This is a genomic window from Aliterella atlantica CENA595, assembly GCF_000952155.1.
GTDB classification, from domain to species: domain Bacteria; phylum Cyanobacteriota; class Cyanobacteriia; order Cyanobacteriales; family Chroococcidiopsidaceae; genus Aliterella; species Aliterella atlantica.
Genome location: NZ_JYON01000008.1, coordinates 83,139 through 106,404, shown reverse-complemented (window position 1 = coordinate 106,404; position 23,266 = coordinate 83,139). Strand labels below are relative to the sequence as shown.

Sequence of the window (23,266 nt, the reverse complement as noted above, 5' to 3'; positions counted from 1 at the left end):
GCAAATTTATTCAGATAGAGGTAAGCAATGGCTACGCTTGAAACTACAGCAAGGGAAACGGCTGCAAAGCTAACAGCATTATTAGATGAAGCTGACGAGGCACAATCAGGTTTGACAGAGGTGCGAGAACAATTGGCACAAATTTCCGAACAAATCGAGGCTGATTGGTCTAGTTTAAGCGATCGCGCTCAATCGCTGTTAGAGCGGGTTACTACTGCTAGAGAAGAGTTGAGCGCAGAAGCGGATTCGGTCAGTGAAGGGCTAGTTCAACTCAAGAGCGATGTGGAAGCTTGGCAAGATGAGACAAGTCAAGGACAAGAGGCAACAACTTCAGAGATTACAGGTTTGGGCGACGAGTTAGAAACACATCAATCAGAACTTGAAGGAACTTTGCAGGAAGTCGAAAGTTCCCTCAGCGCTCTTAAAGAAAAAGTTGAGGAAGTAGAGGGACAACTCGAAGAGGAAATTGCTCAGAAAGAAAGTTATTTGCAAAATGATATCTCTAGTCAAGTGCAAACCCATCAAACAGATATCGAGCAGCGCAGTTCAGAGTTGCAAGCTTACATTGGGGATGAATCTATTGGGGCGATCGCGGACATGGTAGCAGATTTAGCGACTCAGCTTGAGGATAAAGTAGAACAACTAAGCCAGAAGAAGCAAGAATTAGAGGAGTCAACGGAAACATCAGCCCAAGATTCAATCAGCCAATATCAGCAGAACCAAGAAACAGTATTTGGCGACTTGATGAATACGGCTAACGAGCTAGAGCAAATGATGGCACAGTTAAGCGATCTAGTTGACCGAGGAGGAACAACCGTTGTGAGTGCGAAAGATACCTTAGTAGATGGAACCAAGACAACAAATGTAGGACTAGAAACGGCGCTAGGTTTGATTGAAGAAGTAAGAAAGTTGTTAGAAAGATTTATGATTGGATGAGGTTTAAGGCTGACTAGGAGGCTCAGAGCAAGTCTTCTAGGTCAGCCGGAACGCGTTAAAGGTTGAAATTTTGATGCCGCTGTCCGTTAAGCAACCTAAACTGGTAGATATTTTCAGCAACTCTTTACTCAAGTCAAACTTAGTACCCATTATCAATCGGTCTAACAACTATGTTTGTTTCATCTTGGATTCTTAGATACTCTTCCTTGCGATCGAGTATTGCTTGGTGTAACTGCTCAGAAGTTAGGTTAGGACCATATTCCTCCCAGAGTTCTATGCCTATTCGTACGCTCAAATCATCGGCTGGGACATATTGACGGTCTGCTGCTATAGCTCCAGCCCGTAGTTCTAATGAATTGAAACCCGCTGCCATACCCACGTATCCATAGTGGATATTAGACCAGATATCGTAATTATATTCGTGTTCATCATCACCCGGAATAGGGAAGGTAGGCGGCTCATTGCCGTCAAATTCCAGCATTGTTGAAAGTTTAGGTTTATGATCCCAGTCTCCACCGGATCTAACTTTCAAAGCCCATGCAGCTAATGCCGCTGCTTTTGATCCTTGTGAAAAACGACCCAATCTGTTGAGCAGTCGTATGTTACCTACTTCGTTGATATTAGTAACCATCTCCATATGCATATACGAAATGGTTCTGTCAAAACGCTGGTGTCTAGCGAGAGGATTTTGAAGAACTTTGTGGGAAAGGTTGTCTCGGAATCCTCTCGCTTCTGATAAACGCTCATTGGCTTCCTGGAGACGGTTTCTGGCTCGATCGACACGAGCAATTAGACTCACAATTTAGACCTCTTTAACGTAGGGAATTTAGCAATGGCAGGGTAGTCGGTTTATCAACTAACAGCAATACGAGTAAGTAATAGGTTTCCTCACCTGTTTGCATCAAAAATTTTTGGCAACAAAACCTCTAAACTTTGTCTAGAGATTCTTTGGCTTTTGCCAATAAATCTGTAGCTGTCTCAGCCTCAATCTTTGTCTGATTAGAACCATCTATTAGGGCAGCACTAGCATCAATTACACTGGAAGTAGCTGTCTCAACTGCACTGCTTACTATGCCCATTACTTCCTCTACTTTTTGACTTGTAGTTTCAAGCTGCTCAAGAATGTTATTTTGAGCTTCGCTGACTTGGTCTATTGTGTCTTGCGCCGATTGCTCTGCGACATCTTCTACTACTTGCAACTTCTCTGTAAGTTTTGCGACTACTTCCTCAAGCTGCTCGGCAAAATCAGTTACTCTTGTCGTAATTTCTGGCAGGCATTGCTCGAAAATATATGTTTGTAGGGCTTGCGATCGCTCTTCTATAGTTGTTCGATCGCTTTCTAGTTCGCTATCTACTCCTTGTAAATAGTCTTCTGTTTGAGAAACTGATTGTTCTGTTTCCGAGCCGATTTCTTTGTCTTGCAGAGTATTTAGGGCATCTTCAGTCGCTTGCAAACTTGCTTCGAGTTCTGGTGTTACTGCTTCAATACCGTCATCTAAAGCCGCGATCGCAGTTTTAGTTTCCTCTACATCTTGTGTAAACTCATCTCCTAAAGCTTCGACCCTACTTTTAAGTTGCGCGAGTATCTGACTGACTGACTCGGTATCTGTAGATAGTTCGCTTTTTGCATTTACAGTTTTGTCGAGTAGAGACTGAGCGCGATCGCTCAATTGCGTCCAAGCCGCCTCAACTTGTTCTCGAACTCTCGATACCTGTGCTTGCGATTCTTGCAAGCTCGTCTGAGCTTGTTCAGCTTCCCCAAGCAGTGCTGTCAATTTAGCTGTCGTTTCTGTCGCAGCGGCTTGCAAATCAGACATTGCTTTCTCCTTCGATTCTCGTTAATTCAGTCTGCGAATCTAAAACATCACCAGAAGCTCAACTCTGAACTAAATTCATCATGTCTACGGATCAGTTCTCAAAAGCCGCCCTATATGCTCGCTCTGCGAACTCGAATGCTGCATTAGTTTCAGAGGTTGCGACCGCTCCGCTTACTCCCGCCCCTCTGCCAATGTCGCTTGTCGAAAGCCGGTGAGTTTCGTGCAGAAGCGTCTGCACAAGCTCTGCCTCCGATTTGAATGCTTCGGGTCCAAGGAAAAATCCATTTTCACCAAACGCAGTCATTCCAGAACTTGGAAGATTTGGTTCATACTGTATCATGCGTCCCCCAATGCGAACTTCAACACTCTCTCCAGCAGCGTATGCTGCACGAAGTTGCGTCATCTCTTCAGCCTGCAGCATTGACCGCGCTTCAGTGATGACAGCGTTCTCTATGTCGGAGAATCCGGGAACCTTAGCAGCCTGACCTGCCTCCCTAGCAGTAGCCTCGCCCGCCTCCCTGGCGGCATCTGCAACTTCGTCTGCACCTCTAAGGGCATCTACTCCTTTAGCTCCAAGCTTACCAGCAACTGCAGCCTCACCAACAAAGGGAATAATACCGGCTGCTGAGAGACCAGCATTTACCCAGTCGCCTTCTGCTGCGTACCAAACGCCATTAAGCGCATCAGCAGGAGCGCCTATAACTGGGACAAGACCTGCCACATCCAAAACGGTGTGACCAATATCGCTCAAATTATCTTTTAGTTTGCCAAAGAACCCTTTTTCTTCAGGTTCCTTGGGAGCCTCTTGCTTAGGCTTGCCTAAAAGTTCTCTAGCTTCTGACAATTGCTCATTGGCTGACTGGAGAGTGCTTCTAGCTCTATCGACTTGAGCCATCAGACCCATGATTCAAATCTCCTTAAAGTAACGAATGTTGCAATGGTAAGATAGTCAGTTTATTTCGCTCTACTGATAGCGATTTCAGAAATTGGGACTAAAAAACTTAGTTGAGCGTTTGCTCCACGTCTTCGAGAATCGGCAATATCTTCTCTATATGCCCAACTGCTTCAGCAATTTGGTCTATCACCTCTGCAAACCTCTGATTCATCTGTTCGCCATTGTTTATCCCCGACTCACCTAAAGCTGATAAAGCTTCAGCCAACTGTCCTGTCTCGGTAGCTATCTCGCCCAAAGCCTCAGTGAAGTTTTGATTTATTGCTGTAATTGCCTCTTGAGGGGCTGTGTTTAAAGCATCATCTAGGGCAACTAACTGGGTGCTACTTTCCTCCATCAGCTTGCCAAAGTCAGCCATCAAAGTTTCTAGCCTTTGACCTATATCCTGCCCAAGGGTGTCAAAACTTCCAAGTAGATCGGTTTGATGTTGATTAAAGCTGTTTTTAGCTGTATCAACCGATTCACGCAGCACTTCAATGTCACTGTTAGCGCTATCCTCCCAAGTATCAACCTCAGACTCAAATTCTTGAGCCTGCTGAGTCAATTTGTCAAAACTTGCCTGCGTAGTTTCGGAATCTTGCTCAACCTCAGAAAGTATTTCTTCCTTGCGACTCTCCAATTCAGCTAATTGGCTCTTAATCTGCTCTAGCTCGTCTTCAGTCTGACTTTGGAGTTGCCCCGCCTTTTCCTGAAGATTGCTCAAACCTTCCCTAGCAGTTGCTAGTTCGCTCTCTAGGTTTTGCTCGGCTGCTTGTAGTTCGCTGTTGAGCGCTTCAAAACTGCCTAAAGCCTCCTCACTTGCAGCATTCAAGGTTTCAGCTAGAGTTGTGGCAAACTGCATAATCTGACTAACTTCATCTGAGGCGCGATCGCTCTCTTGGGAAAGTACCTGCGCTCGCTGCTCGCATTGTTCGAGGAGAACGTTGATATCTTCTGCCATAGTTGTTATTTAGAAGTGATGTAATAATTGTGCGATCGCTGCTTTTATCCCAAAACATCTTGAACCATATCCAGAACTGGTTTAATGTCATCGATAATGGCAACAACTTCGTCTACCTGGTCTACAATGCCCAAAAGTTTCTCATCCAACATTTCACTCGATCCTTCCCCCGCGTCGCGCAAAGTGGATGTAGCTGTAGTCAATTGGTCGGCTGAATCGGAAAGCTCATTTACAGCTTCTTCGATAAACTTTTGGCTAAGTGCTGTCAGGATATCGCTCGAACTCGTGTCCAAGCTACTTTGCACAGTTGCTAGTTTATTGTTTCCCTCTTCCTCTACCCTAGAAAAATCGTTAGTTAAAGATTCCATCCTCTGCTTGAAATCTTCCTCAAAGGCATTAAAGTTTTCCGTTAGAGATGTTTGGCGCTCGTTGAAGCTATTTGTCGCTCCATCCATAGCTGCTTGAAATTCCTCTAGATTGTTCTGGGAAGTCTCTAAATTATTCCCCGTCTCAGACTCAAGCTCCTGAGCTTGCTGGGATAATTTCTCAAAACTCGCTTTTGCAGTCTCAGCATCTTCATTAACTTCTGAAGATATTTCTTGCTTGCGACTCTTGACTTCGGCTAATTGGCTCTCAATCGAACCAACCTTTTCCTGGGTTTGGCTGTGCAACTGGCTGGACTTCTCTTGAAGAACGCTTAAACTTTCCTTAGCATTTGCTATTTCGCTCTCCAAATTTTGCTCGGCTGCTTCTAGTTTGCTACTGAGTGCTTCAAAGCTAGCTTGAGCTTCATTGCTGGTGTTACTAAGATTTGTGGTTAGTGTTGTTACAAACTGCACAATTTGATTAACTGCATTAACAGCGCGATCGCTTTCTTGAGAAAGTACCTGCGTTCGCTGCTCGCATTGCTCGATTAGCTCGTTAATATCTTCTGCCATAGTTGCTATATAAACCATTGAGAGAAAGTACAGGCTTATTACCACCGCGAAAGCTAACTGGTATTGCTGTTGTACGTTAGTCTTGTCGGGATACTTTTAGTCACTTATGCAGTTTGCAAGTAAGCATTTGAGCAAAATCAGACCAATAGCCAACTTAGCTAACATACAATGTTATGCAAATGCGTTGATTCTAGATAGTTCCGTACTGCCGAAAAAAATTTTCTCTAATATGCATAACGACCTACTTGGCGCTCGAAGAGTTAGACGTAATGCTTAAAACACTAATTCACGAACAATCCTTAAGTAGGCTGCATCGGTTCTTAACAATTAGAATAGATTCACTGGCTGCTAGGCAGGCATTACAGGGAGAAGGGACATGAATGAGCCTAGAGATATTATTAGAGAATTTTCTACATTTTGTATTCTGGAAGACCGCAACAGCTACAAAATTCCCGTTTTGAAATCCGATCGCGAATTAGAGCGGACAATCGGCAATCTAGTTAATGGTACTGCCTCAAGAGTAAATAAAGATGCTTGGGCGAGATACTTTCTCATAGTTGCTAGGCAAACTGACCCTCAATTTACAGCTTCTCTAAATATTTCAGCTTCATCTGACTACGAATTGCAACACACAATCGAGCGTCTGATTGAGTTAGCACCAGAACCAAATCAAGATGTTCGGGTTGTATATATAGATATTATTGCCCGAACGAGCGATCGCGTAGTTGCTAATTATCTCCAAAACTCTGTTCCAGCCTCTAAAAAACTCTTATCGGCTCATGTCCAAAAAGTCTGCTGGTATGCTGCCAAGGATTTTTATGAAAAGCGGATACAATTTTCTAATCTTCGCTACCAATATCCTTTAGAAGAATGTTTGCAAATTGCTAGTTTAAGGGCTAGCGAACCAACCAAACTACTAAAAAATTTTGATTTGAAGTATAGGCGAATTACTATCAAAAGCTATGCAGAGAAACGCCTTTGGGGTACAATTTCTGACAAAATTAGAGCGCAGAATATAGAGGCAAAAACAAAAAGTTTATCAGATGACGGTATATTGAGAACGCTAGCAAAAACAGAATTGATAGAAGCCCTTAAGGTTACAAACTATCAGCTAGAAATTAATTCTTACTGCCTAGCTTTACAGTGCTACAAAGAAATACATCAGCCAAAACAAATCGAGCGCGACAGACTAGCTGCACCTACTAAAGAGCAATTACAACAAATTGCCGATCGCTACAACCAGCGCTACCAGGAATTCAATATTTTAAACTCTATCGATTTAAATGATATTACATTTATATTAAAAACCTGCGTTCAAATTATCCGAACTTACCGAAGCTCCGATTCTGTTATAGGACGAATTCAGGAATATTCAAATATTTTAACGGGCGATCCATTAAATAAACTCATAGAAGCGGAAGAAGTATCAAACCAAAATGAAGAAGTAAAGCAAATCAAACTCATTATTATTGATAATTTTATAAGTTTACCTGATATTGCTCAAAAGACTCTAAAACTTTGGTTTGGTCTAGAACTAACTCAAAATGATATTTTGCTGTTACTTGGACAACTACTTGGTTTGCAAAAACAGTATGAAGTTTCGCGCAAAATCAAACAATATAAAAAAGTGTTGTTAAAAGCCTTGGTTCAGGAATTGAGTGAGAAATATGCAGAAGTTTTTCAGCCCAATAGGCTAGATCGAGTTATCGAGCGGCTCCAAGAGCCTGTAGATGAGTGCCTAAAAAATTATTGTAAAAGTTTTTTTTACCCACCTTTAGACAGTCACTTACAACTATTCGAGCAAAAAGATAAATTATTACTGCATCTACATTATCGTCAGCAATTACACGAACAAAATATAGCCGAACAGTTACGAATTTCTGTAATTGAAGTGAATGCGAGGTTGAATGAAATTAACTACTCGCTGCAAGCAATTTTTAAGCAATGGGTAGAAACTACTTTAGACATTGCTCTCGATCTATGCAATTCGGCAGAACAAAAGCTAGCTAGCTTTGTCAAAACATGGTTACAAGATTGTGCCACTTTAGAGGTGTGAAGGAGATGGAGATGATGTTAAGCTTTGATGATTTAATAGCTATCGATTCTGACTGTACTTGGCTAGAATTCTCGCAAGAAGACCAAATATCAGCATGGCAACAGGTAAATAAGCAAATTTATTCTCACGATGCTGCTCGTTGGAATGCCTATCAAAATTATCTTTGTCTCAATGCTTTTCAAATATGGTTGGCAGCAGAAACCGATTTACAAGACAAACCAAAGGTATGGACTCAGCCAAGTGAGTTACCTAGTTTCTGGGAAGTGGTTAATGGTACAGTCATTACTTTGGGTAAGACACGATTGGCACTTGTTCCTAGCGAAACGATGAATCTTGAAGAGTTGCGCGTACAGCAAGAATGGGTTGATATTCCTACCTGGGCTGCTGATTACTATCTAGCTATCGAGTTAAACTTGGCAGAACGTTGGCTTAAGGTGTTAGGATACGCTACTCACGAACAGCTTAAAAACGAGGGGAAGTACGATCCAATGGATCGCACTGTCTGTTTAGATCGAGCAAGCTTAATTGAAGACCTCAACGTGATGTGGATAACGCGGGAATTATCTACCAGTGGCAGTCCAGCAGTCAAACCTCTACCGAGTTTATCTAACCAAGCAGCAGAGGCATTGCTAGATCGACTTAGCCAGCCACCTTGCTATTCTCCACGACTAGATGTTCCATTTGAGCAGTGGGCGGCACTGATAGCTCATCCTACTTGGAGACAGCATCTTTATCAACGGCGATCGCAATATCTAATTTCCGCCAAAACTCCTGTAAATCTGAGCCAATGGGTTCAGGGTATTTTTACCGCCGGATGGCAGGTTGTTGAGGAATTAGTTAGTCCTACAGTTTTAGTTCCAGTTGCTAGAAGTGCTAATCCCATCGAGCGAGCAAAGCAAATCAACTTGGGCGAACACTCCGTTGCTTTAATTGTTACCCGTATCCCAGAAGATGAGCCTGAAGTTAGTATTCTCCTGCAGGTAGAACCAACAAGCGATCGCATTACCCTACCTGAAAATCTGCAATTAAGTGCATTTGATGAATCTGGAACTGTTCATCGAGAAGTTCGAGCAAAAAATGCTACTCCTTTTATTGAATTGCCGCGTTTAGTTGGCATCCCTGGAGAACAATTTAGTGTCAAACTATCTGTTGGAGACTTTAGTATCACAGAAGATTTTGTAATTTAGACAAGTTACTACCAGCAAGTGTTTTAAGCATAATAAAGTTAGCAATTTTGTAGCCAAGATCGATCGGGGACACTGCATTTAGGCGAGGGTGCAGAGCGATCGCCTTATCTCATGTAGCTTAATTACACGTGCGCTCCGCGTACTAGAACTTTAACTTATATTAGATACAATACTTAGTTATAAGATATTAAAGGAGTAATGCTTATAGACCCTTGCTACGTTAGTTATAGCCTAGTATAAAAATATACAATTCACTTGAAAAATTAGAAACATAAGCTTATTCTAAAATAATAACAAGCGATTTATAAAACATAGATAAATACCGATTTGCACCGAGGAATTATTATTATTTTACTCTGTGTCTATCGCAACATAGTAATGTCAAATAACCCAACTTTTATGCTTTGCATCTAGCTGGGATGACTAGCTTTATATATTAAAAAACATTACAAATACCTTCAGCAGCCAACTATTTAAAGCTTAAGATAGTTAGTCTAAACAGGTGTAAAATCATGAGGTTTATCGACGATCCTCTTAGTATTTTAAAAAGCGGTAGAGCCAAGCTTTGGATGCTGCTAGTAGGAGTAAATCAATATCAAGACCCACAACTAGCTCCTTTAAACTTCGCGGTTTCAGATTGTGAAGGGTTGGCAGAAGCATTGAAAGAAGCGACACAGAGCTTTCCTAACCAAGAGGTAATAATTCATTGTCCTCCTGTTACAGAAACATCAGCACTTGCAGCCATTCGTACCAGTCTTCAACGGATTATTGATGAAGCTAATTCGCAAGATACTGTCTTGTTCTATTTTTCAGGACATGGAATAGTAGAACCTACAACTAAGCAGCCGTTTTTGTGTCTCGCTCCAACTCAGACAAACAACTTGCAGGACACAGGTTTAGGATTGCAGGAATTGCTACAGCAATTGCAGCTTTGTGGTGATAAGCAGTTAGTGTTGTTAGATGCTTGTCATAGCGGTAGCGTAGCGCACCTATGGGGTGGAGCAAGGGGAGAAGCGCTGCAAACTCAACTAGATCCTACTCATGAGTTAGCAGAAGTTTTACAGCGATGTGCCGCTCAAAGTAGAAGTTTTTGCGCTTTATTGTCTTGTGATGAAGGACAACGAGCGTGGGAATTTCCCGACTTAAAGCATGGAGTGTTTACCTATTACTTAATGCAAGGATTGCAAGGTAAAGCAACCGATGCAAAAGGAATAATCGAAGCTAATAGTCTTTATAAATATGTTTATAGCCAGACTCAGCAGTATGTTGATTCAAGAATGAGGAAACTATGTCTACCCGATCCGCACAATTATAAGCAAACTCCTAGAGTAATTATGTCAATGACTGGGGATCTAGTTTTAGGCTTGAATCCAGAAGCAGTCGATTTAATTGACGACTATGAAGAAAGCTTATTGGAATACAGGGGCAAGTTCAACAAGGCGATTCAAAAAGAATATCCACTTAGCCAAAATACTCGCCAACTGTTGCAACAATTGCAGCAACAGTTGGGACTTAGGGAAGAAGATATCGTTTCAAATGAAGCACGTATTGTTGCAGTTTACGAATTAAAATTGCAACAGTACAAGCAGGAAGTTAATCAGGTCGTTTATCAACAGTATCCGTTCAGCCATGATACTCGCCAACGACTGCAACAGCTACAGGAAAATATAGGACTAAAAAACGAAATAGCTAAGGCAATTGAAGCCCAAACTATTGAAGCGTACGAGCAAAAACTAAAGCAGTACGAACAAGCATCAACTGTAGCTATTCATCAGCGTTATCCCCTGAGCGAGGATGATGATAAACAGTTACACAAATTGCAGGAAAGTTTAGAAATTAGAGCAGAACTTACTAAAGCAATTAAAGCCCAAATTATTGAAGCGTACGAGCAAAAATTAAAGCAATACGAGCAAGCATTAATTGTAGCCATTCATCAGCAATATCCCCTCAGTGAGAATGCTTATAAACAGTTACATAGATTGCAGGAAAGTTTAGAACTTAAAAATGAAATAACAAAATCTATTAGTAAACAGGTTACTCAAGCGTACGAGCAGAAATTTCATCAATATGAAGAAGCACTTGTTAGAGCTATTCAACATAAGTATCCGCTTAGTGATGACAAGCGCGAATTTATAGAAAATTTGTGGCGAGTTCTCAATCTTAGTGAAAGTTGCTCTGTTCGAGCGTACGAGCAAAAATTGCAGCAATGCGAACAAGTATTAACTGTAGCTATTCATCAGCACTATCCTTTAGGCGATCGCTCTTACCAACAGCTACAACTACAGCAAAAGTTAGGAATTAGACAAGAAATAATCGACATAATTACGAGCCAAGTAACTCAAGGATATGAAGGCAAATTAAAGCAATACGAGCGAGCACTTACTGTATCCATCTATCAACAGTACCCGCTTAACGATGATGCTTATAAACAATTGCAACAATTGCAGCAAAGCTTAAAACTTAAAAAGGAAATTGTCAAAGTAATTACAGCACAAGTCACTTCCGCCTACGAGCAAAAATTACAGCAATATGAAGCAGCCTTGACAAGAGCAATTCATCAGCAATATCCACTAGGTGATGAAGATCGCCAACAGTTGCAACTGTTGCAGGAAAGCTTAGAACTTAAAAATGAAATAACTAAATTAATTTCAGTGCAAGTCACTTCCGCCTACAAGCAAAAATTACAGCAATATGAAGAAGCCTTTACAAGAGCAATTCATCAGCAATATTTCCGTTAGCAATGAAGACCGCCAACAATTACAACTGTTGCAACAAAGCTTAGGACTTAGAGAGACAGTTATCAACACAATAGAGGCGCAAATCACTTCCGCCTACGAGCAAAAATTACAGCAATATGAGGAAGAATTTACAAAAGCAATTTATCAGCAGTATCCACTGAGCGATCGCGATCGCCAGCAGTTGCAAATACTGCAGGAAAGCCTAGAACTTAAAGAAGAAGTTATAAAAAAAATTGTAGCGAGAGTTGCTCAAGCATATGGGCAGAAACTAAGACAATATGAGGAAGAATTTACAAAAGCAATTTATCAGCAGTACCCCCTAAGTCAAGATAGTTGCAAGCAACTGCAATTATTGCAGCAAAAACTTGGGTTGAGCGATCGAATCGTCACCGCGATCGAGACGTGCAGTTCTGCGCCAATACAGGCGGAATACCAAAGAAAAGCGCAGCAGTATGAAAAGGCTTTTGCTAGAGCCATTCAACGGCAATTACTTATTGATAACGATCGCCAAGTTTTAGAGCCGCTAAGTGATGACGATCGCCAAGTTTTAGCACATTATCAGCAAGTTCTCAATCTCAGCCAGGAAATTACTCAATCGATTGAAGAGAAGGTTGCTCAAGCATACGAGCAAAAATTGCAGCAATATGAGGAGGCATTCACTAAAGCAATTCATCAGCAGTATCCCCTTGGTGAAGAAGAGTGCCAACCTTTGCAGCTTTTGCAGCAAAACTTAGAACTTAGCAACGAAGTTACCGAATCCATTGCGACAAAGGTTACTTCTGCCTACGAGCAAAAGTTACAGGATTACGAAAAGGCACTTACCTGGGCTAGCAAACGGCAGTATCCATTTAGTGACGAAGATCGCGAATTTCTAGAATATCGTCGGCAACAACTCAATCTTAGGAGTAGCATTGCTAGCACGATAGAGGCGAAAATTACGGAAAATTACCCTAGGAATAACATTGCTAGCACGATAGAGACGAAAATTACTGAAAATGACCCTAGGAATAACATTGCTAACCCAATAGAGGCGGAAATTACTGAAAACGATCGGCAGACATTGCCAGAACTCAAGCAATTTGTCGCTCCAAGCAGCGAACAGCCAAGTCTTTCTGGTAAAAGCATTTGCCCGCCTTTACCTACTAAGCCGAAAAGAGAGCATAAGCAAAACCCAGGGCGAGTGCAACTTAAACCCATAGTTTTGGCAGCTTTTCTCGGTATAGGTGCGATCGCTTATTATGCTTACATTGAGCAATCTGCAAAGGCAAATTTATCGCAGGCTAAAACTTTAATAGCAAGTAAAAAATACGCAGAGTGTGTAGCTCAAGCAAAAGCAGTGCCGCAGATAGCACTTTCCTATGGTAATGCTCGCTCGATACTAAATCAGTGTCAGAGCCTTGCCCAAGAGGAGAAACTGCTAACCCAAGCCCAAGATTTGGCAAAAAAGAACAACTTCCAAGCTGCGATCGCTACAGTCAACAAAATCCAGGCAGGTTCAAATCTTCGCACCTCGGCGGCTCATCTTAGCGATCGGTGGTCTGAGAACCTGCTCAAGCAAGCTCAGGAGCGATATAAACAAGCTCATGACTTTCAAGAGTTTAAAAATGCACTCGACCTAACTACAGCTATTCCTAAAACTAGCCCTGTAGCTAAAAATGCTGAGGAAATGAGACAGAAATGGAATACTGAGTGGCGCAAAAATGAAACTTATTTAGAAGAAGCTCAGAACGCATTGTTAGAAGGGAAGTTGCGGCAGGCAATAGACCGAGCTAATCAAGTTAGAATCCTCGGACAAGAGGTAAAGCGAGATAATCTGTACTGGCAAAATAATCTCAAGCCAATTATTGAAGAAGCAGAGCAGCGTCTAGCAGGTAATCAGACATCTTCACGTATCGGCTCGAAGCTCGTTGGTCCCAAGATTGTCGGGGCTAAATCTATTCGATCTAGGAATGTCACTCGCAAAATTGTCAGAACTAGACCTGTTCGACCTAGGAATATCGCCCCCAGAATTGTCAAGGCTAGACCTGTTCGACCCAGGAATATCACTCCCAAGATTGCCAGGGCTAGACCTGTTCGACCCAGGAACAACGCTCGCCCTGGGGGCTTTCGTCAAGAAAACCGATGAAGCTACTGGCTGTCCTAGTTCAACTAAGGGGCTTATTCTCGCGATCGCCAAATTTTGATTGTTTTGTCGCCACTAACACTGGCAAAAGTTTTACCATCTGGGCTAAAAGCAACAGATAAAATCCGTTGCGAATTTTCCGAAAAGTCACGAATTTTTTGTCCAGTTTGCAAATTCCACAACTTGACAGTTTTGTCCCAACTACCGCTAATGAGAGTTTGACCGCTAGGGCTAAAGGCAATAGAGGTAACATCATCTGAATGTCCTTCCAGCGTGCGGGATGTATCCTGCCTTCCCAAAGACCACAGTTTAATCGTATCGTCACCACTACCACTTGCAAGAGTTTTGCCATCTGGGCTGAAAGCAACTGAGTAAACTGGATTTGTATGCTTTCCAAGTGTGCGGAGCCATTCACCAGTTTGCGGATTCCATAATTTGACAGTTCTACCTAAACCACCACTAGCAAGCATCTGACCGTCAGGACTGAACGCTATTGAAGTAACTGATTGATTCTCTACTATTTCGCGGCGCAACTTTCCAGTGCTTACGTTCCATAACTTAATAATGGTATTGTCTCCGCTGCTACTGGCGAGAGTCTGGCTGTCAGGGCTAAACATTACAAATGTAACAGCGCGGTCTGATACTTTACGAATTGGTTTCCTTGGGTTTAAGTTTGCAAGCAGTTTTCCCCGCTTCCAATCCCACAGATTAACGGTTGCATCTAGACTACCACTAGCAAGAAATCTACCATCTGGGCTGAAGGCAATGGAATTAACTTGATCCGAGTTGGTAGGAAGAGTTCGTTCTAGAGTTTCAGCTTTTAAATTCCAAATCTTAATTGTTTTGTCCGCACTGCCACTGGCAAGGAAGTTACCGTCGGAACTGAAAGCAACGGAACGAACTGGAAGTGAATGCCCACCTTCGACACTGCCAATAGTGTATAAAGTTATGGTTCCCGATCGCCAAGAAGGAGTTAGTGCAGTTCCATCTCTAGTATTTTGGGACAACTGCTGAGGGTTTTGAGCAGATAATTGGTTTACTTTGATTTGACTACCAGCCTGTGTCTGAGCTAATGCTTGGTATCCAAAGAAAAAAGCCGAAGAATTAGATATAAGTAGTGATGAAATACTTATTAAAGAAGCGGGCGAGGTAATAGAAATACTTTTTTTAAAAAACATTGCTGTACCAAGTTGATAATTTATCTGTATCAAACTCAAAAAATAGAAATAGATAGCTGCAAGTATCTTGACTCAAGAATAGCTAAGAACAATAATTTTTTCAAAGATAATGTATAATTTTTAGCTAGTCTTAGATGCGAACAATGTAATTGCTAATATTGAGACATTATTTAAAGCACAATAGTTCAATAGCACCTAAAGCTATTTACTTATAGCACAGTAGTGAAATATTTATATGCCATAAATTTGTATATAAATTGTTGTAATTCACGTAAGTTTCAACAGATTTTGCTGTAATTATTAATACTTGAGAACATAGACTATCGCGCTCTTTAAAGTATTGACTATTTGCAACAATTTTTATGTTTTTAGTTAAGTAATAATGCCAAATTTTTATTCTAATTTGTTGGATTTTATACTTAAATAATGACTGTTAATAATAGCAATATTATTGCTAAATAAGAACGGTTCTTATGCAATCTGGAAGATAAAAGCGTTATGTTTTATTTATTTGCCTTTTTTGGGCAAACCAAGTTTGTAGTTGTTGGCGACAGTCAGATTCTAAAATACCACCTACAACAGCAAGACGATGGTACGAACAAGCACTATCAGGGATATTAGCAACAGTGCGAATAGCGCCCGTTTTAGGATCGTCTGCGCCATATACTAACAATTCTATCCTTGCTTGCGCGATCGCCCCAGCACACATCGGACAAGGCTCTAAGGTAACGTACAAAGTACAACCATTGAGATGCCAGTTCTGCAAAGCTTTACCAGCTAACCGCAGCGCCAGAATTTCCGCGTGAGCAGTAGGATCGCGATCGCGTTCGCGGCGATTTTGAGCTTGGGCGATTAAGTTCCCATTGCCATCGATAATTACAGCACCTACAGGAATCTCACCTGCATTTCCTGCATCTTGGGCAAGTGCGATCGCGCGTTGCATCCATTGTTTGTGCTGCGCGTAGGGTGCAGCAATAGCAGACTTATCCACTAGCAAGTAAAGAATCTAACTGACCTTGTTTATCTAGCCTATAGAGGTCGTCGCAGCCGCCTGTATGGCGATCGTTGATAAAAATCTGCGGAACGCTGCGTCGCCCATTAGCACGCTGCGCCATTTGATTTCTAGCTGCTTCATCGCCATCAATTTTGTACTCGGTATAATTTACACCCTTCCACCACAGCAGCATTTTGGCGCGAATACAGAAAGGGCAAGTTTGCCAAGTATAAATCTCTACATTAGCTTTAACTCGTTCGGGGTGGCGACCAAGGACAGGATTAAGAAAATCCAACATAATATCTATCCTCTGTTGAATGTATCTACCTATAGCCTAGATCGAACAACCCATCAATACCACCCCCTACTATTACAGACGTAGCAGTGCTATACGTTCGCATTTCCTGCCTCCCTATTACTGCTATATTTCGCCATTCTCTGCTCATCCCAGACGTAGCAATGCTACGTCTCTACATTCCTCTTGTCCTCCTTGTCTTCCTTGTCCCCTTGTCCCCCACATCATCAGCAGCAAAACTTCATCATTTAAGGTATCCGCCCTTTGGTAGACTTGAGAACTGGAATTGCCATTCATCATCAGCAGTTGAGAGGACAGACTTCGTGGAAAATACACTAGGTTTAGAGATTATAGAGGTAGTAGAGCAAGCGGCGATCGCTAGCGCTCGGTGGATGGGTAAAGGGGAGAAAAACACCGCCGATCAAGTGGCTGTAGAAGCCATGCGCGAACGGATGAACAAAATCTATATGCGCGGTCGGATCGTAATCGGTGAAGGCGAACGCGACGATGCGCCTATGCTTTACATCGGCGAGGAAGTTGGTATCTGTACCCGCGAAGATGCAAAAGCATACTGCAACCCAGATGAATTAATTGAAATCGATATTGCTGTTGACCCCTGCGAAGGTACAAACCTAGTTGCTTACGGTCAAAATGGTTCAATGGCAGTTTTGGCTATTTCCGAAAAAGGCGGTTTATTTGCAGCGCCAGATTTCTATATGCGAAAACTTGCCGCGCCAGCAGCAGCTAGAGGTCATGTAGACATTAATAAATCTGCAACTCAAAACCTGAAAATTCTTTCTGAGTGCTTGGGACGTGCTACTGAGGAATTAGTAGTAGTGGTAATGGATCGCCCTCGTCACAAAGATTTGATTCAAGAAATCCGCCAAGCTGGAGCTAGAGTCAGACTAATTAGCGACGGCGACGTTTCTGCAGCTATTTGCTGCGCCTTTGCTGGTACTAACATTCACGCCCTCATGGGTATCGGTGCAGCACCAGAAGGAGTAATTTCCGCTGCTGCTTTACGCTGTTTAGGCGGGCATTTCCAGGGTCAATTGATCTACGATCCAGAAGTAGTACAAACAGGTTTGATTGGTGAAAGTAAGGAAGGCAATCTTGCTAGACTCAGGGAAATGGGTATCAATGACCCAGATAAGGTTTATAACGCCGAAGAACTAGCTTCAGGCAATACTGTACTGTTCGCAGCTTGCGGTATTACTCCTGGAACTTTGATGGAAGGTGTCCGCTTCTTCAAAGGCGGTGCTAGAACTCAAAGCTTAGTTATTTCCAATCAATCCCAAACAGCCCGTTTCGTCGATACCATCCATATGTTCGACGATGTAAGGGCGCTGCAACTACGCTAAGAGGCTACAGGAGGTAAGAGGCGAGAGGCAAGATACCTGCTTACTCCCTCGCCTTCTATTATTGGAGGACACATGAACATTGCTGTGGTGGGGCTAAGTCACAAGACTGCCCCAGTCGAAGTTCGAGAAAAGTTAAGTATTCCAGAACCGCAGATGGAAAGCGCGATCGCTCACCTCTGTAGTTATCCGCATATTGAAGAAGTCGCCATCCTTAGCACTTGCAATCGTCTGGAGATATATATTGTTACTCGCGAGACGGAGCAAGGAATTAGGGAAGTCAATCAGTTTCTTGCCGAACATAGTAAGTTACCCATACCAGCGTTGCGGCAGCACTTATTTGTGCTACTCCACCAAGATGCGGTTATGCACGTCATGCGGGTAGCTGCGGGGTTGGATAGTTTGGTATTAGGAGAAGGGCAAATTCTTTCTCAAATCAAACAAACCCACAAGTTAGGGCAACAATACAACGGCATCAAATCTATTCTTAATAAGCTATTTAAACAAGCAATTACAGCAGGCAAGCGCGTTCGCAGCGAAACAAGCATCGGTACGGGCGCGGTGTCGATCAGTTCGGCGGCGGTAGAACTAGCACAAATGAAAGTGCAAAATTTGGCTGCTTGTCGGGTGACAATTATCGGTGCGGGGAAAATGTCTCGCCTTTTGGTACAGCATTTGTTGTCCAAAGGTGCAGTTGAAATTACAATTTTGAATCGATCGCGCCAAAGGGCAGAAGAGTTAGTAAGTCAGTTTAGTCAAGTTACGCTGCAAATTCAACCGATCGCGGAAATGATGGCAACTGTAGCTATGTCTGACTTAGTATTTACTAGCACTGCTGCAACCGATCCGCTCTTAGATCGGGCAAAATTAGAGGCAGCTTTAGAGCCAAATCGTTCGCTGATGGTATTTGACATTTCCGTACCGCGTAACGTCCATGCAGACGTGAACGGCTTGGAAAACGTCCAAGCATTCAACGTCGACGATTTGAAGGCTGTAGTTGCCCAAAACCACGCTAGTCGGCGCAAGGTAGCAATGGAAGCTGAGAAGCTTTTAGAGGAAGAAGTTGCAGCCTTTGATAGCTGGTGGCGCAGTTTAGAAACTGTTTCCACAATTAGATGCTTGTGGGATAAAGCTGAAGCAATCCGCGAGCAAGAGTTAGAAAAAGCCTTGTCTCGTTTAGGTTCCGAGTTTGCCGAGAAGCATCAAGAAGTTGTAGAAGCTTTGGCGCGGGGAATTGTTAATAAAATTCTCCACGATCCGATGGTACAACTACGCGCAGAGCAAGATATTGAAGCTAGACGGCGTTGTATGCAATCGCTGCAAATGCTGTTTAACTTGGATACTAGAGAAGCCATTTAACAGTTACCAGTTACCAGTTACCAGTTACCAGGTTTAGTAAGCTAATTTCATGTTTGGCTGTGCTGCTAATAGCAGCACAGCTATTTTTTCATCTGGCGATCGCATTTGTCGCCCCAAACTTTATAATTCCTACACAAATTATCAAGCGATCGCCAATACAATTTAGCCGTAAGCGATCGGCTTAGGTTATGGATTCATCTTTATTAGCTCAAATTATTCAAGATTTAGACCAACACGAAAATTCAGTGCGGATAAAAAAGCTATTATTTTACGTCTGCAAGCGCGTTTGGCAAAACGATCTGACTGTGATAGAGCAAGCAAGTTGGCAAGACTATATTCAAGAATTAATTAATAAAAATCCCACAGTAGAAAGACTAAAAAGAAACGTATATGGCATGGCTAAAACTACTAATAAGCCAAAACAATATATATTAATAGCCGATACCCTAATTAGTTACATTGAAAAATTATATTCTATCGACGAAGTAACCCAAGCCAATATTATTAATTCTCAAGCTGGCTCATCTAACTCATGCAACCTAATTAAAGCATACGATCCTTGGCAATTAAAGCTAGTTATTACAGCAGCACTCAATCCCTTAAAAGCGAAAATTTTTATCTTTCACACCTTGTACGAGCAATTTGATTTTAGCGAACGAGATTGGATAAATCTTAGAGCGCAACAACTTGACGACTTACTCCAAAACTTATTCGATCTCTACCCTACCTTTTCTGAACTTAAAAAGAAGTTAGAAGACACAGCTAATATTATGGAAGACTTAGGCGGAAACGTACAAATAGCCCAAACTATCAGCCAAGCATTCAGACCATATTACACATAAAATCTAACCTAGCATTCCTTCACTACTCCCAACTCATTCTTACTTCGCGCCCTTCGCCTACGGCTTCGCTGCGCTGACGCGGTTCGATAAAAATCATAATAACCTCAAAAAAGTCCATAAATTTATCAAACTTCTTGCAAAAGTAGGCAACGCTCTGTAAATTGGCAATCCTATCTTTTTCTTCCTTGTCTATTGAATTATCGACTTATGCAAGAGGTTTATTCATTACACCTCACAAGTGGGCATACTAAGCAAGTCGTGAGTTGCTAAAGCTATGGATGTGAATGAATTTCTTGGGCGCTATGCTGCCGGAGAAACGGATTTTAGTAGAGCTAATTTAAGAGGCGTAGACTTATTTGCTGCCGATTTAATTAGCATCATCCTAGTGCAAGCAGACTTACATGGCACAAACTTAATCTTTGCTTACCTCAACCGAGCGCAACTATACAAAGCAAACTTAACTTGCGCTAAGTTAAGCGGTGCTAACCTAACTCAAGCAGACTTACACGGCGCTATACTGCACAATGCTGACTTACATGGGGCAATTTTACAAAGTGCTGACTTGCGTAGCGCTGATATGACTTTAGCTAACTTGCTAGATGCCAACCTGATAGATGCTGATTTGCGTAACGTCAATTTAAGCGGTGCAAACTTAACGGGCGCAACCTTACGAGGGGCAAATTTACGTCAGGAAAGAAATGAATATACTGCTAACCTTCGCAGTGCCAAACTATATAAAGCAGACTTGCGGGGTGCAAACTTAGCTGGCGCGGATTTATCTAGAGTAAACTTACGCTGTGCCAATCTTGTAGATGTGAATTTACGCGGGGCAAATTTATGTAATGCCGATCTTAGCGAAGCAGATTTAAGTTTTGCCTCTCTTAACGATGCCAACTTAGACGGGGCAATACTTGGAGGGGCAAATCTCAGTAATACGAAATGCGAAAGAATGTCAGCGATTGATGCTGATTTAACTAATACTAATTTTTCAGGTGCGGTAATGCCTGATGCCAAGCTATGTAGAGCTAATTTTACCGAGGCAAATCTAAGTAAAGTGAGAATGAATAGGAGCGATCTAAGTCGTGCCGATTTATGTGAAGCCAATTTAAGCGAGGCTTGCTTAATCGATGCTTTTATTGCGCGGACAAATTTTACCAATGCTAACTTGAGTAATGCTAACTTATTTAGAGCAGAACTTAGTAGCGCTACAATGTCAGGCGCAGAATTGCAAGGTGCTACTATGCCTGACGGTACAACTTACGAGCAACCTTAACAATTACAGCATTTTTTCGAGAAACTGTTTTGCCCGATCGCATTGCGGATTGCTAAAAAACTGTTTGGGCGTTGCATCTTCAGCTAATTGCCCTTTATCTAGAAATAAAATGCGATCGCTTACTTCTCTAGCAAAGCCCATTTCGTGGGTAACAATCGCCATTGTAATTCCAGTTTTTGTTAAGTCTTTCATTACTTCTAGCACTTCTTTTACCATTTCCGGATCGAGGGCTGATGTTGGTTCGTCAAATAGCATAATTTCTGGTTTCATTGCCAAAGCCCGCGCGATCGCAACTCGCTGTTTTTGCCCTCCTGATAGCTTAGATGGATATACATCTGCTTTTTCTGCTAATCCAACTTTTGCTAACAATTCCATTCCTTCGTTTTTAGCTTGTTCGTGAGGAAGATGCTTGACATTTACAGGCGCATACATGACATTTTTTAACACCGTCATGTGCGGAAATAAGTGAAAATGTTGAAATACCATGCCGACATTTTGGCGTATTTTCATAATGTCGGTTTTACGGTTAGTTATATCGATATTATTGATATAAATCTTGCCTGAAGTTGGTATTTCTAGTAGATTCATGCAACGCAAAAAAGTTGATTTCCCCGATCCTGAAGGACCAATGATGGCGACAACTTCCCCTTGATGGATGTCTGTAGTAATTCCTTGCAATACTTTAAGATTGCCAAATGCTTTATGTAGATTTTCTACATTGACAGCTACTTGAGATTTGCTATCAAAATGGCGGTTAACTACTCCGTTGAAGTCTTCGTTCGAGTGCATATCCCCCCCAAGTTAAGCTCATAACTAATAAATAATAGACAACGCCTGCAAATAATAGCGGTTCAAAATAAATGTATTTTTCTGCACCAACAATTTGAGCGCGGCGTAATAAATCGGCGACACCAATAGTTGAAACCAAAGCTGAATCTTTGAGCAAAGCAATACTTTCGTTTACTAATGCAGGCAAAATATTTTTTAATCCTTGCGGCAATATAATATCTTGCATCATTGGCTTATAAGGAATACCCAAAGATAAAGCAGCTTCCCTTTGTCCTTTATCAACTGCCAAAATTCCCGCTCTAATTGTCTCAGAAATATAAGCTCCTGAATTGAGGGTAAATGTAATTACACCTGCTAGTAATGCTGGAATATTGTATCCAGTTATTTGCGGCGTTGCGTAATATACTAACGCTATTTGCAACAGTAATGGTGTGCCTCTAAATACAGATGTATAGGCTGTTCCAAACCACTGCAAAGGCTTGATAGTGGAAATTTTGAACAAAGACAATATCACGCCCCAAATAAAGCCTAAAAACGCCGATAATGCAGTAAATAGTAAGGTGACGCGAATACCATCAATAATATAGGGAATGCTAGGGGCTATTTTACCAAAACCGAAGCCTGAATCGCTGATAGTTTGAGTTGCAGCAGTTTCTTTTCCGTTATTTTCAAACCACTTTTTTACTAGCCTTTCTATTTCGCCATTTTGTTGCATTTGCGCCAAAACGCCGTTAAAATCATCGACTAAATCCGAACCTTTGGGAAATGCGATCGCGCTGCCTGCTTCTCCAACATTTGGCACTGTGTTAAACTCTAAATCTGGATTATTATTAATAAATCCTCTAGCAATTGTATCTTCAATAATTGCTGCATTAATTCGTTTGGATTTAACTTCTTGAATAATTTCAGCAGTTCTATTTAAGGATCTAAGTTTAACGTTTTTAAATTCTTGCGCCGCTTTTTCTTGAGTTGAACCTAGTTGTACGCCAACAGTTTTTCCTGCTAAAGCTTCAGGTGATTTTAAATTGCTACCTTTGGGCGCAACAATTGTATTTTTGGCTTCGTAGTAAATATCGGAAAAATCAACATTTTTCTTACGTTCTGCTGTTGGTGTCATTCCCGCCATTGCAAAGTCAGCGCGGCGCGATTGTAGCGCGGGAATGATGCCATTAAAGTCTGTATCTCTAATTTCTAATTGTTTGCCAAGTTCTTTGGTAATATACTTGGCAATATCGACATCAAAACCAATAATCTCATCGCCTGTAGCAGTTTGGCGAAACTCATAAGGTGGATAGTCAGCAGACGTTACCATAACTAATTTTTGGTTTGCTGCTGATTGAGCTATAACTTTATTTCCGCTAATAATGCTGAAAGCAACTACAACAAAAAGTGTAATGAAAAATACTAATTTATTTCTTTTCATTGTGACAGACTTTACCAGTCAGTGGCGTAAATTAATAAAAAGGGAAATTTACAACTAATATCTACTATC

Annotated in this window: 21 protein-coding genes; 10 read left to right on the top strand and 11 right to left on the bottom strand. The window is 41.7% G+C overall.

Annotated features, from left to right (window positions below):
- Positions 1 to 27: 27 nt before the first annotated feature.
- Positions 28 to 936 carry a coiled-coil domain-containing protein gene (locus UH38_RS09605; RefSeq protein WP_045054431.1) on the top strand — a complete coding sequence of 303 codons (909 nt, stop codon included), beginning with the start codon at positions 28 to 30 and terminating at the stop codon, positions 934 to 936.
- Between the two features lie 139 nt (positions 937 to 1,075).
- On the opposite strand, the gene UH38_RS26725 is transcribed toward UH38_RS09605, so the two are convergent.
- The 5 genes from UH38_RS26725 to UH38_RS09580 all read right to left on the bottom strand — a co-directional run bounded on the left by UH38_RS26725 (position 1,076) and on the right by UH38_RS09580 (position 5,583).
- Complete coding sequence (locus UH38_RS26725) at positions 1,076 to 1,468, bottom strand: polymorphic toxin type 44 domain-containing protein (protein ID WP_160295946.1); 393 nt, start codon at positions 1,466 to 1,468, stop codon at positions 1,076 to 1,078.
- A 394-nt stretch (positions 1,469 to 1,862) separates the two neighbouring features.
- Positions 1,863 to 2,753 carry a coiled-coil domain-containing protein gene (locus UH38_RS09595; protein ID WP_045054429.1) on the bottom strand — a complete coding sequence of 297 codons (891 nt, stop codon included), beginning with the start codon at positions 2,751 to 2,753 and terminating at the stop codon, positions 1,863 to 1,865.
- Between the two features lie 91 nt (positions 2,754 to 2,844).
- Positions 2,845 to 3,657 (bottom strand): hypothetical protein, encoded by an 813-nt coding sequence (locus UH38_RS09590; RefSeq protein WP_045054428.1) that lies wholly within the window; start codon positions 3,655 to 3,657, stop codon positions 2,845 to 2,847.
- A 97-nt stretch (positions 3,658 to 3,754) separates the two neighbouring features.
- Positions 3,755 to 4,645: a coiled-coil domain-containing protein gene (locus UH38_RS09585; protein WP_045054427.1), complete on the bottom strand. Its 891-nt coding sequence runs from the start codon at positions 4,643 to 4,645 to the stop codon at positions 3,755 to 3,757.
- A gap of 44 nt (positions 4,646 to 4,689) precedes the next feature.
- Positions 4,690 to 5,583: a hypothetical protein gene (locus UH38_RS09580; RefSeq protein WP_045054426.1), complete on the bottom strand. Its 894-nt coding sequence runs from the start codon at positions 5,581 to 5,583 to the stop codon at positions 4,690 to 4,692.
- A gap of 376 nt (positions 5,584 to 5,959) precedes the next feature.
- Between UH38_RS09580 and UH38_RS09575 the strand changes: the two genes are divergently transcribed.
- From UH38_RS09575 to UH38_RS09560, 4 genes are all read left to right on the top strand, one after another.
- Positions 5,960 to 7,639: a hypothetical protein gene (locus UH38_RS09575; RefSeq protein WP_045054425.1), complete on the top strand. Its 1,680-nt coding sequence runs from the start codon at positions 5,960 to 5,962 to the stop codon at positions 7,637 to 7,639.
- An 11-nt stretch (positions 7,640 to 7,650) separates the two neighbouring features.
- Complete coding sequence (locus tag UH38_RS09570; protein WP_045054424.1) at positions 7,651 to 8,826, top strand: DUF1822 family protein; 1,176 nt, start codon at positions 7,651 to 7,653, stop codon at positions 8,824 to 8,826.
- 512 nt (positions 8,827 to 9,338) lie between these two features.
- On the top strand, positions 9,339 to 11,564 hold the full coding sequence (locus tag UH38_RS24750; protein ID WP_052672323.1) for a caspase family protein: 2,226 nt from the start codon (positions 9,339 to 9,341) through the stop codon (positions 11,562 to 11,564).
- The gene (locus UH38_RS09560; RefSeq protein WP_045054423.1) at positions 11,518 to 13,689 is read left to right on the top strand and encodes a hypothetical protein; all 2,172 of its coding nucleotides are present in this window, start codon (positions 11,518 to 11,520) and stop codon (positions 13,687 to 13,689) included. The genes UH38_RS24750 and UH38_RS09560 overlap by 47 nt, the downstream gene beginning before the upstream one ends.
- A gap of 32 nt (positions 13,690 to 13,721) precedes the next feature.
- On the opposite strand, the gene UH38_RS09555 is transcribed toward UH38_RS09560, so the two are convergent.
- From UH38_RS09555 to UH38_RS26720, 4 genes are all read right to left on the bottom strand, one after another.
- On the bottom strand, positions 13,722 to 14,864 hold the full coding sequence (locus tag UH38_RS09555; protein WP_052672322.1) for a WD40 repeat domain-containing protein: 1,143 nt from the start codon (positions 14,862 to 14,864) through the stop codon (positions 13,722 to 13,724).
- A gap of 496 nt (positions 14,865 to 15,360) precedes the next feature.
- Positions 15,361 to 15,855 (bottom strand): tRNA adenosine(34) deaminase TadA, encoded by a 495-nt coding sequence (tadA, locus tag UH38_RS09550; RefSeq protein ID WP_235355158.1) that lies wholly within the window; start codon positions 15,853 to 15,855, stop codon positions 15,361 to 15,363.
- Positions 15,848 to 16,156: a glutaredoxin 3 gene (grxC, locus tag UH38_RS09545; protein ID WP_045054422.1), complete on the bottom strand. Its 309-nt coding sequence runs from the start codon at positions 16,154 to 16,156 to the stop codon at positions 15,848 to 15,850. Before grxC ends, tadA begins: the two co-directional genes overlap by 8 nt.
- 144 nt (positions 16,157 to 16,300) lie before the next feature.
- Entirely contained in the window at positions 16,301 to 16,450 is a 150-nt protein-coding gene (locus tag UH38_RS26720) for a hypothetical protein (RefSeq protein ID WP_235355157.1), read from the bottom strand.
- 26 nt (positions 16,451 to 16,476) lie between these two features.
- On the opposite strand from UH38_RS26720, the gene glpX reads away from it, so the two are divergent.
- The 5 genes from glpX to UH38_RS09525 all read left to right on the top strand — a co-directional run bounded on the left by glpX (position 16,477) and on the right by UH38_RS09525 (position 20,985).
- Entirely contained in the window at positions 16,477 to 17,514 is a 1,038-nt protein-coding gene (glpX, locus tag UH38_RS09540; protein ID WP_045054421.1) for a class II fructose-bisphosphatase, read from the top strand.
- 72 nt (positions 17,515 to 17,586) lie between these two features.
- The gene (locus UH38_RS09535) at positions 17,587 to 18,870 is read left to right on the top strand and encodes a glutamyl-tRNA reductase (RefSeq protein WP_045054420.1); all 1,284 of its coding nucleotides are present in this window, start codon (positions 17,587 to 17,589) and stop codon (positions 18,868 to 18,870) included.
- Between the two features lie 53 nt (positions 18,871 to 18,923).
- Complete coding sequence (locus UH38_RS27865) at positions 18,924 to 19,055, top strand: hypothetical protein (RefSeq protein ID WP_268748873.1); 132 nt, start codon at positions 18,924 to 18,926, stop codon at positions 19,053 to 19,055.
- 3 nt (positions 19,056 to 19,058) lie between these two features.
- The gene (locus UH38_RS09530; protein WP_045054419.1) at positions 19,059 to 19,712 is read left to right on the top strand and encodes a hypothetical protein; all 654 of its coding nucleotides are present in this window, start codon (positions 19,059 to 19,061) and stop codon (positions 19,710 to 19,712) included.
- Between the two features lie 274 nt (positions 19,713 to 19,986).
- A complete protein-coding gene (locus UH38_RS09525; RefSeq protein ID WP_045054418.1) occupies positions 19,987 to 20,985 on the top strand; it encodes a pentapeptide repeat-containing protein in 999 nt (332 codons plus the stop codon).
- A 3-nt stretch (positions 20,986 to 20,988) separates the two neighbouring features.
- Here UH38_RS09525 and UH38_RS09520 read toward each other — a convergent pair whose 3' ends face one another.
- Together UH38_RS09520 and UH38_RS09515 are read right to left on the bottom strand one after the other, a co-directional pair.
- A complete protein-coding gene (locus tag UH38_RS09520) occupies positions 20,989 to 21,774 on the bottom strand; it encodes an amino acid ABC transporter ATP-binding protein (protein ID WP_045054417.1) in 786 nt (261 codons plus the stop codon).
- The gene (locus UH38_RS09515) at positions 21,740 to 23,197 is read right to left on the bottom strand and encodes an ABC transporter substrate-binding protein/permease (RefSeq protein ID WP_045054416.1); all 1,458 of its coding nucleotides are present in this window, start codon (positions 23,195 to 23,197) and stop codon (positions 21,740 to 21,742) included. The genes UH38_RS09520 and UH38_RS09515 overlap by 35 nt, the downstream gene beginning before the upstream one ends.
- Positions 23,198 to 23,266 lie beyond the last annotated feature (69 nt).

Bases quoted from the DNA above. Each gene is read 5' to 3' on its own strand.
- UH38_RS09605 (WP_045054431.1), top strand. From the start codon at position 28: ATGGCTACGCTTGAAACTACAGCAAGGGAAACGGCTGCAAAGCTAACA.
- UH38_RS09595 (WP_045054429.1), bottom strand. From the start codon at position 2,753: ATGTCTGATTTGCAAGCCGCTGCGACAGAAACGACAGCTAAATTGACA.
- UH38_RS09590 (WP_045054428.1), bottom strand. From the start codon at position 3,657: ATGGGTCTGATGGCTCAAGTCGATAGAGCTAGAAGCACTCTCCAGTCA.
- UH38_RS09585 (WP_045054427.1), bottom strand. From the start codon at position 4,645: ATGGCAGAAGATATCAACGTTCTCCTCGAACAATGCGAGCAGCGAGCG.
- UH38_RS09580 (WP_045054426.1), bottom strand. From the start codon at position 5,583: ATGGCAGAAGATATTAACGAGCTAATCGAGCAATGCGAGCAGCGAACG.
- UH38_RS09575 (WP_045054425.1), top strand. From the start codon at position 5,960: ATGAATGAGCCTAGAGATATTATTAGAGAATTTTCTACATTTTGTATT.
- UH38_RS09570 (WP_045054424.1), top strand. From the start codon at position 7,651: ATGATGTTAAGCTTTGATGATTTAATAGCTATCGATTCTGACTGTACT.
- UH38_RS24750 (WP_052672323.1), top strand. From the start codon at position 9,339: ATGAGGTTTATCGACGATCCTCTTAGTATTTTAAAAAGCGGTAGAGCC.
- UH38_RS09560 (WP_045054423.1), top strand. From the start codon at position 11,518: ATGAAGAAGCCTTTACAAGAGCAATTCATCAGCAATATTTCCGTTAGC.
- UH38_RS09555 (WP_052672322.1), bottom strand. From the start codon at position 14,864: ATGTTTTTTAAAAAAAGTATTTCTATTACCTCGCCCGCTTCTTTAATA.
- grxC (WP_045054422.1), bottom strand. From the start codon at position 16,156: ATGTTGGATTTTCTTAATCCTGTCCTTGGTCGCCACCCCGAACGAGTT.
- UH38_RS26720 (WP_235355157.1), bottom strand. From the start codon at position 16,450: ATGAATGGCAATTCCAGTTCTCAAGTCTACCAAAGGGCGGATACCTTA.
- UH38_RS09535 (WP_045054420.1), top strand. From the start codon at position 17,587: ATGAACATTGCTGTGGTGGGGCTAAGTCACAAGACTGCCCCAGTCGAA.
- UH38_RS09530 (WP_045054419.1), top strand. From the start codon at position 19,059: ATGGATTCATCTTTATTAGCTCAAATTATTCAAGATTTAGACCAACAC.
- UH38_RS09525 (WP_045054418.1), top strand. From the start codon at position 19,987: ATGGATGTGAATGAATTTCTTGGGCGCTATGCTGCCGGAGAAACGGAT.
- UH38_RS09520 (WP_045054417.1), bottom strand. From the start codon at position 21,774: ATGCACTCGAACGAAGACTTCAACGGAGTAGTTAACCGCCATTTTGAT.
- UH38_RS09515 (WP_045054416.1), bottom strand. From the start codon at position 23,197: ATGAAAAGAAATAAATTAGTATTTTTCATTACACTTTTTGTTGTAGTT.